Raw genomic sequence first — 15,132 nt, forward strand, 5'->3', positions numbered from 1 at the left:
TAATTTCACCTATTTTCTCCACACCAAAAGGATTGATCATAAAAGTACTAACTCTTAAAATCATGAGAGAGATGATTTGGCAAATTTTATGCCAATATTAAAAATCATATTTATGTATTTTTAACTATATATTTCAACAATTTAAGTTTTATTAAATTTGTTTCCTATTAAAAAATAAGTAGTGGATCATATTGAACATAAATATTTAAAAATTGCACTAAATTGTTCATCATTTTTGATAACAATCATGATGAACATGTATTTATGACAATATAGACGCCTATAATGTACAATGTTGAGAACGAAAGTAGACACGAATTGTTATATGATCACAATATATTGTTACAAGCTTGGGAGGCTAAATTGACTCAATCGACAGCTATGGGTGGCGATGCCTATACCTCAAATCCTGAAGAGCAAGTCGTCGTAGACAGTATCTATACGGCTATTATGGAACAACGTATTGCGCCAAAAACCAAACTCAGCGAAGCAAAACTATGCGAAGTATTTGGAGTTGGACGTATGCGAGTGCGGCGTGCATTGTTATTGTTGGCCAGCCAAGGCATTGTTGATCTGGAGTCTAATCGAGGCGCTTTCATCGCTTGTCCCAGCCCTCAAGAAGCCAACGATGTGTTTACATCACGCATGCTCATAGAACCTAAACTCGTTCATGGTCTATGTATTGCAACCCAGAGCCCTGATGTGAGTCACCTTGAAGAGCACATTAAGCTAGAACACTCAGCACGCGCAGACTCAGATCGCTCTCACATTATCCGGCTCTCTGGTGAGTTTCATGTCAAGCTGGCAAGTATGAGTGGAAACTCAGTACTCATTAGAATCATTCGAGAATTGGTCACAAGGACCTCACTTATCGTCGGTCTGTTTGGTGATAGTGGACATTCCAGTTGCCCCGATGGCGATCATGCAAGCATTTTAGCAGCAATCAAGAAGGGCGAGCCAAGTGAAGCTGAAAGGCTGGTATTTGAACACCTGCAACATATTCACACAGGTTTAGACCTTTCTAGATCCAAACCCCAAAGACCTGATCTAGCCAAAGTGTTTGGCATAGAGTAAGGTTTCATAATGGCAAAGTGAACTCCAAATTATTAGGCACCTCCACTAAAATAGACTTTCATCAAGACTTCTTGTTTGAACCCATGACCAACGATGACATGATTACCTGTCTACTGTTTTTTTGACGAAGTGACTTTAGAAAATAGTCCATTAAAAGTCATACCAGGTAACCATCGAGGTCCTCTTTATAGCCATTAACATGGTGGTTTCTTTACTGGATCGATTGCCGAAGAGGTCTTAAATGATCAGCAGGCCAACATGGTTAAATGCGCAGGCCCTTTAGGTTCAGTTTGTTTTATGCACGCCCGTCTGCTTCACGGCTCAGCTCCTAAACTCTCTAGTATGCGGCTCACCTTATATGTTGCTACCTATTATGCCGAAGATGCCATAGAGCTCAGTCCTAATTATCTGCCAAGTAGATTCACCCACGAGCTTGTTTGTGGCAAGTCCTCTGGCCGAGTGCGCTGCACCCCCTATGAAATTGAGCTACCCGAGGTACCAAAAGGCACCTCATTCTTCTCCCAACAAGCAGAGACTCCTGCAACTTGAATACCCCACTATGATGTGCGTGCTAAAGTATGTCCTTGCGCATGCAAAGGCCTCCTATGCGCAACAACCTGCGTTTAAGCCCTACCACCACTGAGAAGATACTGAGTCCCTTTGATTCGATCAGGCAAAGCCATGGATGACTTGATTCGCCAAAATGTAGCCAGTGACATACTACTTGGCAACCCCATATTGCCTGATGCACCCCAGTCTTTGCACTTTAACTGAACTCAAAAATAATAAACTCAGCAACTAACGTTTAATAACCAAAGTTAGTTTAGGCAACAATCAAGTTTGAGCCCCCACTAAACTCTACCCCAGCATGGTGAATACTGGTTATTTTTTATAATAATGAGAATGATTTGCATTAGCATTATTATTTGTTTATCATGGGTTATATCAATTGGTATTTGTAAGGATTAATTATGGAAATCACAGCATTAGATAAATATACACGTGCTATTTCATCTGCTTCACTGAGCCGAAATTTATCGATGACTACCGCCATAGGTATCAGTTCAAGCCTAGTGACTTTGCATCTAATCACAAGTGGTAGCGCCCCAAAATTGGCTATCTCAGTAGTGATCATTAGTACCTTTTTATATGTATCTTTATCTGCTGGCAGCACCATCGATCAGTTTAAGGTATGGATTGCAGACGATAAAGAGCAAGACGCTAGTAATATGGAACAACCTAGGAATCAAACACCCTTCACTTTGTGGAAAACTGTTTATGGCCTATGCTTTTTTGGAATGGCAGCAACTCAGCTATTAACAGTGTGGGTTTAATGGTCGCTATATTTAAAAGTTAGGCCGCTCTTCTTAATGAGCAAGATAATAGTTAAATAAAACTCACCATTTGTTAGGAAAGCATCATGTCAATCGCACGTATAACAACCATGGTATTTAAGTCTCAAGCAGCGGCAGATGCGGCAGCGAAGTCTTATGAAGCTATAGAAGTCAATGATTACCATTCAGCCGAGCAACTCATTGGAATTCAAAGTAATGGTAATAAACTAATTGGTGTAACTCTCTTTGATAGTCAAGAAGCAATGGATAAATCAGATGCTGTGAGGGATGAAAGAATGGCTAATCCAGACATTGTTTCAATGGAGGGCGTAGTTGGCAAGGTCCGGCTTAACCACCTAAATTGGCTTATGCTGGGCTGATTTGAATAACCAAGGTAGGTTAGACCTTTAAAGACGAAACTTTAAAATAGGAAAGTTAGTTTGACAACTAACAAAACAGTGTTCAAGAGATCCCTAAACTTGCCCTCTCACATGTTTTAGGGATCCCTTGAACGCTGTTGAAAACTGACAAGGTTAGACACCTATTAATCAACCAAATCTAAGGGGAATGAGTTAGTGAACAAAGCTGAGCTAATAGAAGCGATTGCGATAGATATTGACCTGACACAGGTGGCTGCTGGTCGGCTGCTAAATATAGTAACAAGAGCCATTAACAACACCCTGGCCAATGGTGAACCCGTCTCTTTAGTCAACTTTGGTACCTTTTCTGTACAAAATCGCCAAGGTCACAGTGGCCGTAACCCAAGAACAGGAACTAAAATTCAAATAGCAGCCACGAAGGTTGTTCATTTCAAAGCGGGTAAAGGATTAAAGACCATTGTAAAATCAAGCTCAAGCTCAAGCTCAAGCTAAAACTAAAGTTTGTATGCTATACGTTTAAAAGACACCGAGCTTTATTAGATTATTGGCCAATAAATACAATTAATACAGTAGTTTAGATTGTAACTTTGGTATTAACGTATTAAAAGAGTAGCTACCCTAACCAAACGAGCTAAGTGTACGAATTGGATTGAATACCATGACATTAGTTATAGGCCCACTGGCCAAACGCTTGCGCCTTGAAATCGGGTTAAAGCAAATAGAAGTCGCTAAGCAGATAGGCACCTCATCAGGCAATTTATGTCGCTTTGAGCAGGGCCAAAGGAACCTTAATCCTTTATTGCTTGATAAACTGATGACCACATTAAAGACCAGTTTAGAAGAATTGACTATAATCAGCACATCGGAACATCAATCACTGGGTATCGCTCTCATAAATGCAAATCTCAATGATACTCAATTGACTGGACTGAAAAAACTGATGAACATTATGAGTCTTAAGGACAGTTCACATTAACACTGTAAATAAGCCATGGTGTTTAGCCATATAAATCAGCATCATTATTTTTCAACTATTTAAACTTGCTTCAAAAAATCAGGCATACCTTACGTTAGCGATATTATTGCTAATATTGAACAAACACCTGCAAAAGTATAACTAAAGCCATGACGGTGCCATTAAAATTATTAGAGTCGGTTGATAATGAGTGGTAATCATTGGTCAGACTGACAATTTCTTCGCGTAAAGATGTAAGGTATTATCACTGAGAGATGTTATGCCTTGTCTTATCAAGATCAAAATTTAAAAGTAAAGTTGTTAATTGGTTCTTTGATTCTACTTTAACAATTTTTTTGACTGATTTATCCTTGAATTTAATTTACCCACAGAATTATTTAATATGAACCTGTTTTCTCAATTATTAGAACCACCTATTAATTTGCTGCCTCAAGATGGCGAAGCCAATTATCACGGTGTGGTTTTTAGTGCTGAGGATGCAGATTATTTTCTAGATTATTTAACCAACCACATTGCATGGAAAAATGACGTTGCCATTATCTTCAATAAAAAAATCACCACCAAACGTAAGGTGGCCTGGTATGCCAGCCAAGCATTTGATTACACCTACTCAAGGATAACTCGGTCTGCATTGCCATGGACGCCTGAGTTGCTGGATCTAAAACACAGAGTAGAAGCCATCAGTGGGGAGACATTTAACTCATGTCTGCTCAACTTATACCATAGTGGTGATGAAGGTATGGCTTGGCATAGTGACAGTGAAAGGCAGTTGCTGCAAAACGGTGCGATTGCTTCGGTGAGTTTGGGTGCAGAACGGCAGTTTATATTTAAACATAAAAACACCAAAGCAACCCACGCTTCAGTGTTACAACATGGCAGTTTGTTAGTGATGAAAGGCGTCACCCAAACTCACTGGTTACATCGTTTACCCCCCACTAAGAAAATAAACCTACCAAGAATTAATTTAACCTTCAGAACCGTGACTAAAAGTTAGCTTAATAGGTGTATCAGAGGCCTACCCATCGATGGTTCAGTTAAACCGTTAACAATCTGTGTAACCGCTAGCTAAACAAGTATTAGATAAGCTTTGTAACTTGGTTTTTTGGCTGGTATCCATGTCACTGGCAAGTAACTGTTTATTTTTAGCGCCCAGTTCATTGCCACCATAAGCACTGATGTTGTACCACACATAAGCACGATCCATGTCCTTTGCAGTACCATTGCCATATTGATACATCACGCCTAAATGCGCTTGCGCCTCAGCCAGCCCTTGGGTTGCTGATAGGGTATACCATTCTACTGCGGTCTCGTCATTCTCCGACACACCCTGCCCATTGTCATACATAAGCCCAAGGTTAAATTGGGCAGCCACGTCGCCCTGTGCCGCTGCCAAATTAAACCATTTGAGAGCAACGTTATAGTCTTGTGGCACACCTTCACCGGCGGCATACATGGTTCCCAGACCATATTGGCCTGCAGCATCGCCCTGCTCAGCTGCCAATCGGTACCACTTCACCGCTTTTTCAGGATTCTTTTTCACGCCTAAGCCCAGTTTAAATATCGCTGCTAGGGTATTTTGAGAATCAATGTCGCCCTGCTCAGCCAAAGGCACCCATTCTGCTAAAGCAACTTCGTATACGCCTTTTTGGAAAGCCTGAAATCCCTTTTCGTAATCAGCGGCAACTGTAATGCCACTCCCCAAGAGCAATGAGAGTGTTAATCCAACGATTACTTTTTTGATCTGCATTTTTTGTCCTAAAGTTTTTATATTACCAAGCTTAAATTCTACTGACATGAGATCGCGAAAGATATAACAAGATGATGAAAATCTAAAGGGTTTTATACTAAATTACCTGCAGTTCATTCTGCAAAAGAAGCGGGTGACTTTGGAGGTTTGAAAACACTTTAGCTGGGCAGTTTTTAGAGATCAATTTAGGTGTTTTAATGATTCATCTGAAGAGATTAAACCACTAAATACAGCCCAGCTAAGAGGTTGAGAAAAACGCTTGGGTCGTAAGCTTAATGCATTAAGCTTACGACCTTCTGTGAGTTAACTTTTGGGCCATGTGCTTTAGCCACTTTAATTATGTAAACTTTTAACTTAGCGTACAAAGCTGTTAAATAGTGTTCCATCCATATGCCTTGGGTACGATCAAGGGCAAGCTGCTCTTCTAATCGGTTAATTGCCATCCAAATGATGTCCTCTGCTTGGCTCTGATAATCCAATTTATTAAAGTTTTGCGCTAACAGAAGTGCTGATTTTGCTAACCAGTCACACGACACCTCGGTATCTATGGCATTGTGGGAAAGCAATATTTCAGCCGCTTCAAAGGCACAACCTAAATGAGGAATAGCTTCTTTCCATTGTAAATGGTCATTATAAAACTGTCCTGTGTCAAAGCCAGATTGACAAAAATGAAGCGTTTTGTCCATATTGAGTTTTAATTCCTGCTGATGGGTCGCACATATAAAGTGTAATTTCATGATTAATTTATTCCTAACAATATCCCGTTATCCGAAAGCTATTGGCAATTTTTAAAGAGCCTACAACACAGGTAAAGTAACATTAATAAGCACTATATTAAATGGTATTGATAATCATTATCATTATTATTAAAAATAAATTATTCTATGCCTTTTATTAAAAACCTGCAAACTTGATGACCTCATGCACACGCTAGTGTCGCCGTAAAAACCAGGTATAAAAAAACCGGCCAAACTTAAAAGCTTGGAACCGGCTGATTGTGATGGAAATTAAGGTCCAAAAAGATTGAACTACAACCTTGTTATGGTTGACTAGAATCAACGCAGGCTTCAGTCAGATGTTTCCTCTATTTTTTCCCATGTGTTGTCTGAGGTAAACTTGAAACTGCCTTTAAATGTCATTTGTGGCCATCTTTGAGGTTCAATAATACTCAGAAATAGTTTGTCGTTCTTAACGTATAAGCTATAGATTTTGCCCACTATAGGAAGAAAACTATACGATGCCTCGTACACCAACTGTGTGTCCTCTGCCAGCTTTACCAGCTTAAAATATTCTTCCTTTAGCTCATCAAATTTGGTTTCAAAAAAATGCGTTGCAGTCACACCCCGCTCTTTTTTATGCTGCAGCACATCTGGAACAGTAAAAGCAGGCGCACCAACATGGGTTGGATACGGCATCGTTGCGGCAAAGGTTGTCACACTTTCTGGCTTCTTCATTGGTTATCTCGTTTTAACAATGACACAAAGTATTGAGTCTTAGTAGATGAATAAGTAAAAATTAAAGCCCGTTAATGAGCTTTAAACAGCCGCCTTTCTGCTTCGTTGTTTAATGCAGAGGTCATAGACTGTTTAAGCACCATATAAATCTGTTCCCCTCTGGGTTAACCCTCAAACACAAATCAAACGTTTATTCGTGAGTTGATCCGTTGTGCTTTTATCCATTGTGACTTTAAAAAGTGGGATATTAAGTTCAGTTTAGTGGATGTAGGTGCATATTCTGGTTGCCATTATAAGATATACACCAACAGATTGCACAACTGTAAAGGGGTTTATTTAGGTCGAGAAAACAGGAAAACCCAATATTTAAACTGAGCGTTTAAACAATGGGTTTAAAGAAGGAAATAGCTTTATTAACGACGCCTAACAGGACCAAACGTTAGATTATTGTCACTCTATGTAAGGTTCGACCAACTCGACATTCATCGAGTAAGCTGATTGCACCTCCAAACCATTGGCAACCCCCTCTTCATTGAGTTGGGTTTGGGATCGACTGATATTAAGTGTGCCAGTAATCCATACGGGTAAATATATGCTCTCTAGCTTATATCCTGTTTTTAATTTTCCATGAATGATCTGATTGGCTGGCGGAGGTGGCGTGTGTATACATGCCCCATAATAGGGTACTAATAAGAATTCTTTAAGCAGCGTATTACTAAATTCTAGTGGTAACACAAAACCAGGCACTTTGACCTGCATACCTTCAAACGCATCTACCACTGGGGCTGCATCAAACATGGCTTGCGCAGTTTGTTCAAGAATCATTAACTCACTGTCTGAAAGAGCATAATATTGGTCGTCGGTTAAGTCATCAAATACTTTATTTGGGTTCCAGTCTTGAGGCATCAGACTTTCCCAATCAATTTTTGCGGGCTCATCTGCAAAAGCACCATGCCAACTGAAACAGGAAAGCAATAGCATGAGCAACAAGGGTCGGTGGGCGACTTTTAAATGTTTCATCAAGTTCTTCTGTGTTATGAGCGGACAGACATACCGTCTGCTAGAGAGTTTTTATAGGCAAAATAAGCAGGCACTAGACCAACCAAAAAACTAGCAGCCAAAAGCACGCTAATCATACCAAGTTCTCTAACGTTTGGTGCGGTTATGGGAATGAACAAACCGTAGTTTTTTTCTATCAGGGGCTGAGCTACCCAAATGCTCGAATAAAGCATGATCAACCCGATTATAATACCAATCATAGTGAGCAATACTGTTTCAGTGATGAGTAGGCCCATAATATGCCAGTGACTGGCACCTACGGATCGAAGAATAGCCACTTCACGCCTGCGCTCATTGAGTCCAGCTAGAGAGACCGCCAGCATTCCTGTAAGGGCAGCCACCACTACAAATAAAGAAATGATTAGTAGTGCTTGTTCTGCCACTGACATTAAACTCCAAAGCTCGTGGAGTGCAATGCCAGGAAAAATAGCCAATAAAGGCTCAGCAGCATAGTCGTTAATATAACGCTGCATTTTGAACGACACTATTTTACTGTCCAAACCTACCAGAAAAGCGGTAATCGATTCTGGTTGTAAATTAGATTCTGTCAGTGCTTTTTTAGCCTTACGCTTTTTCATAGCGCCCTGCCAGTTAACATGCATGGCCTCTATGCCAGCTAAGCTGACATGCATGGTTCTATCGACTGGGGTTCCTGTGTGCTCTAAAATACCACTGATGACAAATGGCTTATCCTTATGCTGCGCAAAACTTGCGCTGCCAGTGCCGTGAGAAATAATCACTTGGTCGCCGATGGAGTAGTTCAGTGTGTTAGCCACCTCAGATCCAATGACTGCATCAAATACGCCCTCAAACTGTGCACCAGAAGAAAATTTAAGGGTTCTCTTTTCACCATATTGATAAACAGAGAAATAGTCCCTACTGGTGCCCATGACACGAAAGCCACGGTGTGAATCACCTAGGGATATAGGGATAGTCCATTTAACGCCTTTTTGTTGCGCTATATCCTGATAACTTTTCCAAGTGATGTTATTGGTGGCACTACCAATCCTGAAAACTGAGTAGAGCAATAGCTGAATAGATCCACTTCGGGCACCAACTATTAAATCTGTACCCGAAATGGTGTTGGCAAAACTACTTTTTGCGTTGACTCGCACCTTCTCAACACCTAGCAAGAGAATAACACTCACTGCAATCGAAACAATCGTTAAAATGGCAGTAGAGCGCCGACTTTTCAAACTCTTACCAGCTAATAATCTGAGGTTCATATATCAGTCTCGTTTTGTGGATTGATGACTGACATATCTGCAACTCGATCGAATAAATGTTGATGCGTGGGGTCGTGACTCACATAAAGAAGGGTTGAACCACTGAGCTTTATTTCGTCGAATAAAAGCTCCATAAATGCTTCTCGCGCATCATAGTCAAGAGATGAAGTAGGCTCGTCTGCAATAATGAGTTGAGGTTGTCCAATCAGCGCACGAGCCGCCGCCACTCGCTGTTGTTGCCCCACACTCAATTCACTTGTAGTCCGCTGAAAACTAAACTGTCCCTTCGCATACAAACGACTCAGCAAGTAAATTGCCTCTTCATTAACGCTGCCTGAGCGTTCAATCGCATTGTCGCGCCTCAGCTTTGAGAACCGGCACGGTAAGGTCACATTCTCAAGTATTGATAAATAAGGAATCAAGTTGAATTGCTGAAAGATAAAACCAATGTGGTCTGCTCGAACCCTGTCTCGCCGCAATTCTTTGAGCTCGCAAAAATCCTGCCCTACAATTTCAACCTGCCCTCGCTGGGGCCTGACAATACCACCGATAATATTAAGAAGGGTAGACTTTCCAGATCCAGAAGCCCCCCGAATAAACACATGCTCATGTTCTTCTATGCAGAAATTACCCGATTTAATAGTGAGATTTGCTTGGGCATGCCAAGCAAAATCCACGTCTTTAAGTCTTATTATGGGTGACTTAGAGTCAGACTCAGTCATTAGTTACCTAATTTAATCCGCGTATTGTTGACATCTAATTCCTGTTTGATTTGCCCTTCAGAATAAATTACCTGAACATCAAGGTCAGCAATGCCTGGGAAAAACTTAAACATATTCACGTCGATGGCTGCCAAATTATTAAGCTGATTGCATTCTAACCTATATTCAGCAATAAATTCTGCGTGCTCAGCTTTAGCTACTTCTCCATGATCGTCATGGTCTGCTTCATGATCGTCATGACCTTCTTCATGGCCTTCTTCATGACCTTCTTCATGACCTTCTTCATGACCTTCTTCATGCTCGGTCACCCAATTCGCAGATGACTCAACTGTTTGGCAGGACACGTCCCCTACTAGTTGAAAAATAGTATCAAAGTCAGACAGATTTTTCTTGGCCTGTTTAATTAACAACAGCTGTTGTTGATCTTCAGTTGCATATTCAAAACCAACAATATTGACTGCTGGTGATTCAAATTTCATCTCAATGGTGTTGTTGTCTATGGCAATATCAAGAGTAGCACTGCCATGTTCATGTGCATCTAACTCACTAGCAATCGCATGGTGAGAGGGTAGTGTAAGCATTAGACTGGCCAACGCCATAGTCATAGAAGTTGAAGATTTCATTACTGTTCCTTAGATATGTTATAACATAACAATTATGTTAGCATGGAAATAATAAATAAACATCACTACCAAGTAAATTTTAATCAATTAAACGGCGTATCTAATCATTCAGTTAGTTTTTAAAACGTTTCTTCACGCAGAAGGTTATCAGCACAAAATCTCCTTAGCGGCGCAGTTGTGAGACGATATCAATCGTCGTTGAACGGATAATCCACAGACTTCAAGAAATAAAAGTATAACTCCACAGTGACTTTCACTTGACTAGTGATCAAGCAGTCAGGACTTTTACCTCATGCATGACTTTATCTAACATATGTAACAAATGGTTAACGTCCTCCGCGCCAATGGTGAGTGGTGGGCGTATTTTTAATACATTGGCATCTGGGCCTTCACTACCCATCAAGATACGCTCTTCACACATACGATTTTTCACGTAATCAGCAATCTGAGTTGCTGGTTTACGAGAGTCTGGATCACTAATCAAATCCACACCAACGAACAACCCAAAGCCACGCACATCACCAATACACGCATGCTCTTGTTGCAGTTTGCGCAAGCCTGCAAATAACAATTTGCCCATGTCCTGCGCATTATTCATCAACTGTTCGTCTTCAACAATGCGCAATACTTCAGTGCCCACTACGCAAGATAGATTGGAGCCACCAAAGGTAGAAAAAAACTCTGGACCATGAGCAAAACTTGCAGCAATTGCAGGACGAGTCACAACCACACCAATAGGATGACCATTGCCTATAGGTTTGCCTAGTACCACGACGTCAGGCACCACTTGCTGTTGTTCAAAGCCAAAATAAAAATCACCCAAACGCCCTAGCCCTGTCTGCACTTCGTCAGCAATACACAGACCCCCTGCACTTCGCACGTGCTTATATACATGCTGAAGATAGTCTGGTGGCGGCACAATTTGCCCACCTACGCTGGGGAAGGTCTCTGCAATAAAGCCTGCTAGCTGATCTCCATTAGCCTTTAAAGTGGCAATGTGCTGTGCCACTTGTTGCGCATAGAGTTCACCAGCAGCCTTGTCATCACGTCGATACTGACCACGATAGTCATCGGCCACATCTACCAAATGCACCCAATCGGGCTGGGTTAAACCACCCGCCCCAGCTCTTGGAGAAGCAAACTTATAGGCCGAAATATCAACAGTACCCGTAGTATTGCCAAAATAACCATGCTGGGGTGTGATTATTTGCTTCGCTCCGGTGTGGGCACGAGCTAAGCGAAGGGCAAGCTCATTCGCTTCACTACCCGAATTAACAAAATAGCACACCGACAATTCACTCGGCATATGGCTTAATACTTGCACTGCAAAGGCTGACCGACTAGGGTGAAGGTAACGAGAATTAGTATTGATACGCACTAATTGTTCAGCCGCAACCTGAGCAACTCGAGGATGGGCATGCCCCACATGGGGTACATTGTTATAGGCGTCGAGGTAAGGCCGGCCCCATTCGTCAAACAAATAATGGCGCCAACCTCTCAGGAACATTAATGGCTCTGCATAACTCAGCTTAAGGTTTTGACCAAAGTGATCTTGACGCACCTTTTGGGCGTGGTCTTTACTGGGCGGGCTATACTGAGTGACATCATGATCTAAATTGAGCAATAAGGAAGGATTTGGGCACACACTTTGCCATAGATTCATATCATCTGGGTCTACGGCACCAGGCCAATCATAGCCCATACCCTCAATAGACAAGGCTAACTGCACATGGACATGAGGATCCCAACCACCGTTGTGACTTGGCTCACCTAAGTGTGCAAATACATCACCTGCACTAAGTTCTTGGCCCACTTTAAGCTGGGTGACTGAACTTGGATTGAGGTGACCGTATAAACTATAAAACTCATCACCCTTGGGGGATCGATGTCGCAGAATAACCACACCACCATAATCTAAATTAGCTTGACGATTATCTATGGCTTCTACCGTGGCTGCTAAGGGCACATGTAAGGCGGTGCCTGCTGGGGCAAATATATCCAGCCCCAAGTGAACAGTGCGACGGTTACTGCTAGGCCAAGAGCCATTTTTAAAGGCTTTGTCGGTATACACCAAACGCGGCTCTAAGTAATAGCCAAGGGCTAATTGAAGATTAGGGCTGATCAGTTGCTGGGCTTCGTGAGGCTGAATAGAAAATGGATCTTGAGGAATACTGCTGCCCTCTACACTCAGGTCAACCATAGGGGCTTGGTTGAGATCAATATCTTCACCCAATAAGGGGAAAAACGCCCCACTATGCTCACTTAACCAAGCTAATGTTGGCTTGGCTGCAGTGTTTAAAGGCAACCCACAAGCAAAGCGCAGGCGGGCCTCAATCAAGCCACCACTCATCCTATGGTTTTGCAAAAATGCCCAAGCAGGTCCTTGAGAAATAGTGATGTAGGGGTCGTCTGGATTATCCAAAGCCATCAGCGTGGAATTAACCACACTCACAGCCAAGCGCATACGCAATAAAGGCCAAACTAAAGCCACTTCCATTGCCGTTAGTGGTGCACTGCTGTGGACGCCAGCTACCAGTTGCGCCAGGGCTTGTTCTGGCTGTGCTTGGTCCAACACAATATAAGCCCCAGCAATGGCTAAATCACATACCCTAGGTGCCAAGCACATGTCCCCTAGATCAATAATTCCGCTAATGTAAGGCGCTTGATTAAGGCTTCCCTGCACCAAAATATTGTAGTCGTTTACGTCATTGTGAATACATTGCTGAGGAAGGTTGTTTAAATCTGTTTCGAGGGCCTTAAACTGCTCAACTATAGTGGTGATAATTTCCTTTCGTTCGAGGTTTTCAATACACCCAAGTTCAGCCTCGATCCAACCAGACTGCATCAAATTCCATTTAAAATCTCGCTTGAGGTAGGCATGGTTAAACGACTCAAGCTGAGCAGACATGTGCCCCATATAACTACCTAACTGATGAATTAACACACCAGATTTGGGTTGAAAATGAGCGTAGTTGAGACCTTCAAATTTACTCACCAGCCAAACAATACGCGGCTTACCTTGAGGATCTTCAGAGACAGTAAAGTTCTGTCCCTCTAAAGTGGTGATTACCTGAGGCACTGGAACTTGGGCCGGCAGAGACTGCTGATGCAAGTGTTCTAAACTTAAGCATTGCATGTCTACAAAAGCTTGCTCACAACCTGGTCGCATCACCTTGAGCACAAACTGTTCTGTAGGGGTAGCGACCGAAAAATTTAGGTCATATTCGCCGTCAAGTTGCGTCAGAGAACCTTCAAGCCCCCAAATATGAGCAATGGCCCGACTCCAGTGTTGTAACATAAATAATCTCTGTAGAGGCTTAGCAATGAGCCATTATCCTATCTTACAAAGCTCGGTCTGAACAGTCTCAAAGTCATCCTTGGCCATGGGAATAATCATTAAACTCATTCACATTAATCGATTCAAGTGCATGACATTAAAACAAAATAAATGTGCACCTGTTAAAAACGCCAGGAGTCCTGTTTAAGGAAATCGATGAACTGCTGTTGAATCAAAGGAAGACTTCTATTACTGTTCCAGACGACTCCTAAATTCATTGTTGGTATAGGCTCCTCAATCTGTTTTGACAAAATTCTTGTACCATCAAGTGACCAGGGACGATAGAGAATATTGGATAAAATAGCGACGCCACTTTCTCTTGCTATAAAACTTCTGACAGCTTCTACTGATTGCGTTTTTATTCTAACATTAGGTTTAAGAGCGAACATTTTCCAAAATTGGTTAGCATTTGATTCAGCTTCATCGCTTGCTAGCATTATATAGGATTCTTTTGCTATCTCAGCAAGAGGCACCTTATCCATTTTTGCAAATCGATGACTTTCAGCGCACCAAAGAGTGCGCGTTGAACGAAAAAGAGTTTCCACCTCAAGACCTTCGGCAGTTTTAATATTGGAGGTGATCATAAACGCAATGTCTATTTCTCTGGCCCTTAGTTTTTCCTCCAAAGCATCTCGTGAGTTTTCTACAATATTAACTTTAACCTTTGGATAAATCTTTTCAAACTGACCTAAAGGGATTGGCAAAAAATAACCCACTACGGATACCGAGGCACCTAAGATAAAACGACCTTCAGTGTTTTTCTTTTGATTTTGAAATGCAAATATCGAATCATCCACCATATTTAAGATTCTTTGGGCACTATTCAAAAACCGATGCCCATCATAAGTCAAAATCACCCCATATCGGTGACGATCAAAAAGATCAATCCCAAGTATGCTTTCGAGATTTTTTATCGCATCAGCTACTGCTGAGGGACTCATATGGACTTTTTCTGCGGCTAACTGAATTTTTCCCGTCTCTGCAGTGGCAATAAAATAGCGTAAATGACGAAGAGTGAGTGAATTATTCACATGATTTTCTCCCAGTTATGAACGTCTATATTATTGTAACAGACCACAGAAATCCATTTTATTATATTTAGATCACAGTAAAACTGTGGCTTAAAAACTAAAAATACCATTTTATTTATAACATTGCCTTCAGCTAGGATGATTTATCAAATACAAAAAGGTGGGGTGG

16 protein-coding genes are annotated in these 15,132 nt (G+C 41.6%); 7 read left to right on the forward strand and 9 right to left on the reverse strand.

The features are described 5' to 3' along the window. The first annotated feature begins 363 nt into the window (after positions 1–363). From ABXT59_RS08845 to ABXT59_RS08875, 7 genes are all read left to right on the forward strand, one after another. The gene (locus ABXT59_RS08845; protein WP_443635663.1) at positions 364–1,074 is read left to right on the forward strand and encodes a GntR family transcriptional regulator; all 711 of its coding nucleotides are present in this window, start codon (positions 364–366) and stop codon (positions 1,072–1,074) included. 258 nt (positions 1,075–1,332) lie between these two features. After that, on the forward strand, positions 1,333–1,623 hold the full coding sequence (locus tag ABXT59_RS08850; protein WP_443635664.1) for a hypothetical protein: 291 nt from the start codon (positions 1,333–1,335) through the stop codon (positions 1,621–1,623). A 422-nt stretch (positions 1,624–2,045) separates the two neighbouring features. After that, complete coding sequence (locus ABXT59_RS08855) at positions 2,046–2,408, forward strand: hypothetical protein (protein ID WP_443635666.1); 363 nt, start codon at positions 2,046–2,048, stop codon at positions 2,406–2,408. An 86-nt stretch (positions 2,409–2,494) separates the two neighbouring features. Then, complete coding sequence (locus tag ABXT59_RS08860; RefSeq protein WP_443635668.1) at positions 2,495–2,788, forward strand: hypothetical protein; 294 nt, start codon at positions 2,495–2,497, stop codon at positions 2,786–2,788. Between the two features lie 195 nt (positions 2,789–2,983). Beyond that, on the forward strand, positions 2,984–3,280 hold the full coding sequence (locus tag ABXT59_RS08865; RefSeq protein ID WP_443635669.1) for an HU family DNA-binding protein: 297 nt from the start codon (positions 2,984–2,986) through the stop codon (positions 3,278–3,280). A 166-nt stretch (positions 3,281–3,446) separates the two neighbouring features. Then, positions 3,447–3,764: a helix-turn-helix domain-containing protein gene (locus ABXT59_RS08870; RefSeq protein WP_443635671.1), complete on the forward strand. Its 318-nt coding sequence runs from the start codon at positions 3,447–3,449 to the stop codon at positions 3,762–3,764. A 382-nt stretch (positions 3,765–4,146) separates the two neighbouring features. Beyond that, positions 4,147–4,758 (forward strand): alpha-ketoglutarate-dependent dioxygenase AlkB family protein, encoded by a 612-nt coding sequence (locus ABXT59_RS08875; protein WP_443635673.1) that lies wholly within the window; start codon positions 4,147–4,149, stop codon positions 4,756–4,758. Between the two features lie 48 nt (positions 4,759–4,806). Here the strand turns inward: ABXT59_RS08875 and ABXT59_RS08880 are convergent, their stop codons facing one another. The 9 genes from ABXT59_RS08880 to ABXT59_RS08920 form a co-directional block, all read right to left on the reverse strand. Next, entirely contained in the window at positions 4,807–5,511 is a 705-nt protein-coding gene (locus tag ABXT59_RS08880) for a tetratricopeptide repeat protein (RefSeq protein ID WP_443635675.1), read from the reverse strand. A gap of 272 nt (positions 5,512–5,783) precedes the next feature. Further along, positions 5,784–6,248 (reverse strand): hypothetical protein, encoded by a 465-nt coding sequence (locus tag ABXT59_RS08885; RefSeq protein WP_443635677.1) that lies wholly within the window; start codon positions 6,246–6,248, stop codon positions 5,784–5,786. 330 nt (positions 6,249–6,578) lie between these two features. Then, positions 6,579–6,965, reverse strand: coding sequence for a DUF2452 domain-containing protein (locus ABXT59_RS08890; protein WP_443635678.1), 387 nt, complete (start codon positions 6,963–6,965; stop codon positions 6,579–6,581). A 450-nt stretch (positions 6,966–7,415) separates the two neighbouring features. Beyond that, positions 7,416–7,985, reverse strand: a complete 570-nt coding sequence (locus tag ABXT59_RS08895) for a DUF3299 domain-containing protein (RefSeq protein ID WP_443635680.1) — start codon at positions 7,983–7,985, stop codon at positions 7,416–7,418. A gap of 14 nt (positions 7,986–7,999) precedes the next feature. Beyond that, positions 8,000–9,250, reverse strand: a complete 1,251-nt coding sequence (locus ABXT59_RS08900) for an ABC transporter permease (RefSeq protein WP_443635682.1) — start codon at positions 9,248–9,250, stop codon at positions 8,000–8,002. Continuing rightward, positions 9,247–9,972: an ABC transporter ATP-binding protein gene (locus ABXT59_RS08905; protein WP_443635683.1), complete on the reverse strand. Its 726-nt coding sequence runs from the start codon at positions 9,970–9,972 to the stop codon at positions 9,247–9,249. Before ABXT59_RS08905 ends, ABXT59_RS08900 begins: the two co-directional genes overlap by 4 nt. Beyond that, positions 9,972–10,595, reverse strand: a complete 624-nt coding sequence (locus ABXT59_RS08910; RefSeq protein WP_443635685.1) for a ZrgA family zinc uptake protein — start codon at positions 10,593–10,595, stop codon at positions 9,972–9,974. The genes ABXT59_RS08905 and ABXT59_RS08910 overlap by 1 nt, the downstream gene beginning before the upstream one ends. A gap of 268 nt (positions 10,596–10,863) precedes the next feature. Then, positions 10,864–13,893 (reverse strand): aminotransferase class III-fold pyridoxal phosphate-dependent enzyme, encoded by a 3,030-nt coding sequence (locus ABXT59_RS08915; protein WP_443635686.1) that lies wholly within the window; start codon positions 13,891–13,893, stop codon positions 10,864–10,866. Between the two features lie 161 nt (positions 13,894–14,054). Continuing rightward, a complete protein-coding gene (locus tag ABXT59_RS08920; RefSeq protein WP_443635688.1) occupies positions 14,055–14,963 on the reverse strand; it encodes a LysR family transcriptional regulator in 909 nt (302 codons plus the stop codon). Positions 14,964–15,132 lie beyond the last annotated feature (169 nt).

Source organism: Candidatus Njordibacter sp. Uisw_058, assembly GCF_047730065.1.
GTDB lineage: Bacteria > Pseudomonadota > Gammaproteobacteria > Pseudomonadales > Balneatricaceae > Njordibacter.

Bases quoted from the DNA above. Each gene is read 5' to 3' on its own strand.
- ABXT59_RS08850 (WP_443635664.1), top strand. From the start codon at position 1,333: ATGGTTAAATGCGCAGGCCCTTTAGGTTCAGTTTGTTTTATGCACGCC.
- ABXT59_RS08855 (WP_443635666.1), top strand. From the start codon at position 2,046: ATGGAAATCACAGCATTAGATAAATATACACGTGCTATTTCATCTGCT.
- ABXT59_RS08860 (WP_443635668.1), top strand. From the start codon at position 2,495: ATGTCAATCGCACGTATAACAACCATGGTATTTAAGTCTCAAGCAGCG.
- ABXT59_RS08870 (WP_443635671.1), top strand. From the start codon at position 3,447: ATGACATTAGTTATAGGCCCACTGGCCAAACGCTTGCGCCTTGAAATC.
- ABXT59_RS08875 (WP_443635673.1), top strand. From the start codon at position 4,147: ATGAACCTGTTTTCTCAATTATTAGAACCACCTATTAATTTGCTGCCT.
- ABXT59_RS08880 (WP_443635675.1), bottom strand. From the start codon at position 5,511: ATGCAGATCAAAAAAGTAATCGTTGGATTAACACTCTCATTGCTCTTG.
- ABXT59_RS08885 (WP_443635677.1), bottom strand. From the start codon at position 6,248: ATGAAATTACACTTTATATGTGCGACCCATCAGCAGGAATTAAAACTC.
- ABXT59_RS08890 (WP_443635678.1), bottom strand. From the start codon at position 6,965: ATGAAGAAGCCAGAAAGTGTGACAACCTTTGCCGCAACGATGCCGTAT.
- ABXT59_RS08895 (WP_443635680.1), bottom strand. From the start codon at position 7,985: ATGAAACATTTAAAAGTCGCCCACCGACCCTTGTTGCTCATGCTATTG.
- ABXT59_RS08900 (WP_443635682.1), bottom strand. From the start codon at position 9,250: ATGAACCTCAGATTATTAGCTGGTAAGAGTTTGAAAAGTCGGCGCTCT.
- ABXT59_RS08905 (WP_443635683.1), bottom strand. From the start codon at position 9,972: ATGACTGAGTCTGACTCTAAGTCACCCATAATAAGACTTAAAGACGTG.
- ABXT59_RS08910 (WP_443635685.1), bottom strand. From the start codon at position 10,595: ATGAAATCTTCAACTTCTATGACTATGGCGTTGGCCAGTCTAATGCTT.
- ABXT59_RS08915 (WP_443635686.1), bottom strand. From the start codon at position 13,893: ATGTTACAACACTGGAGTCGGGCCATTGCTCATATTTGGGGGCTTGAA.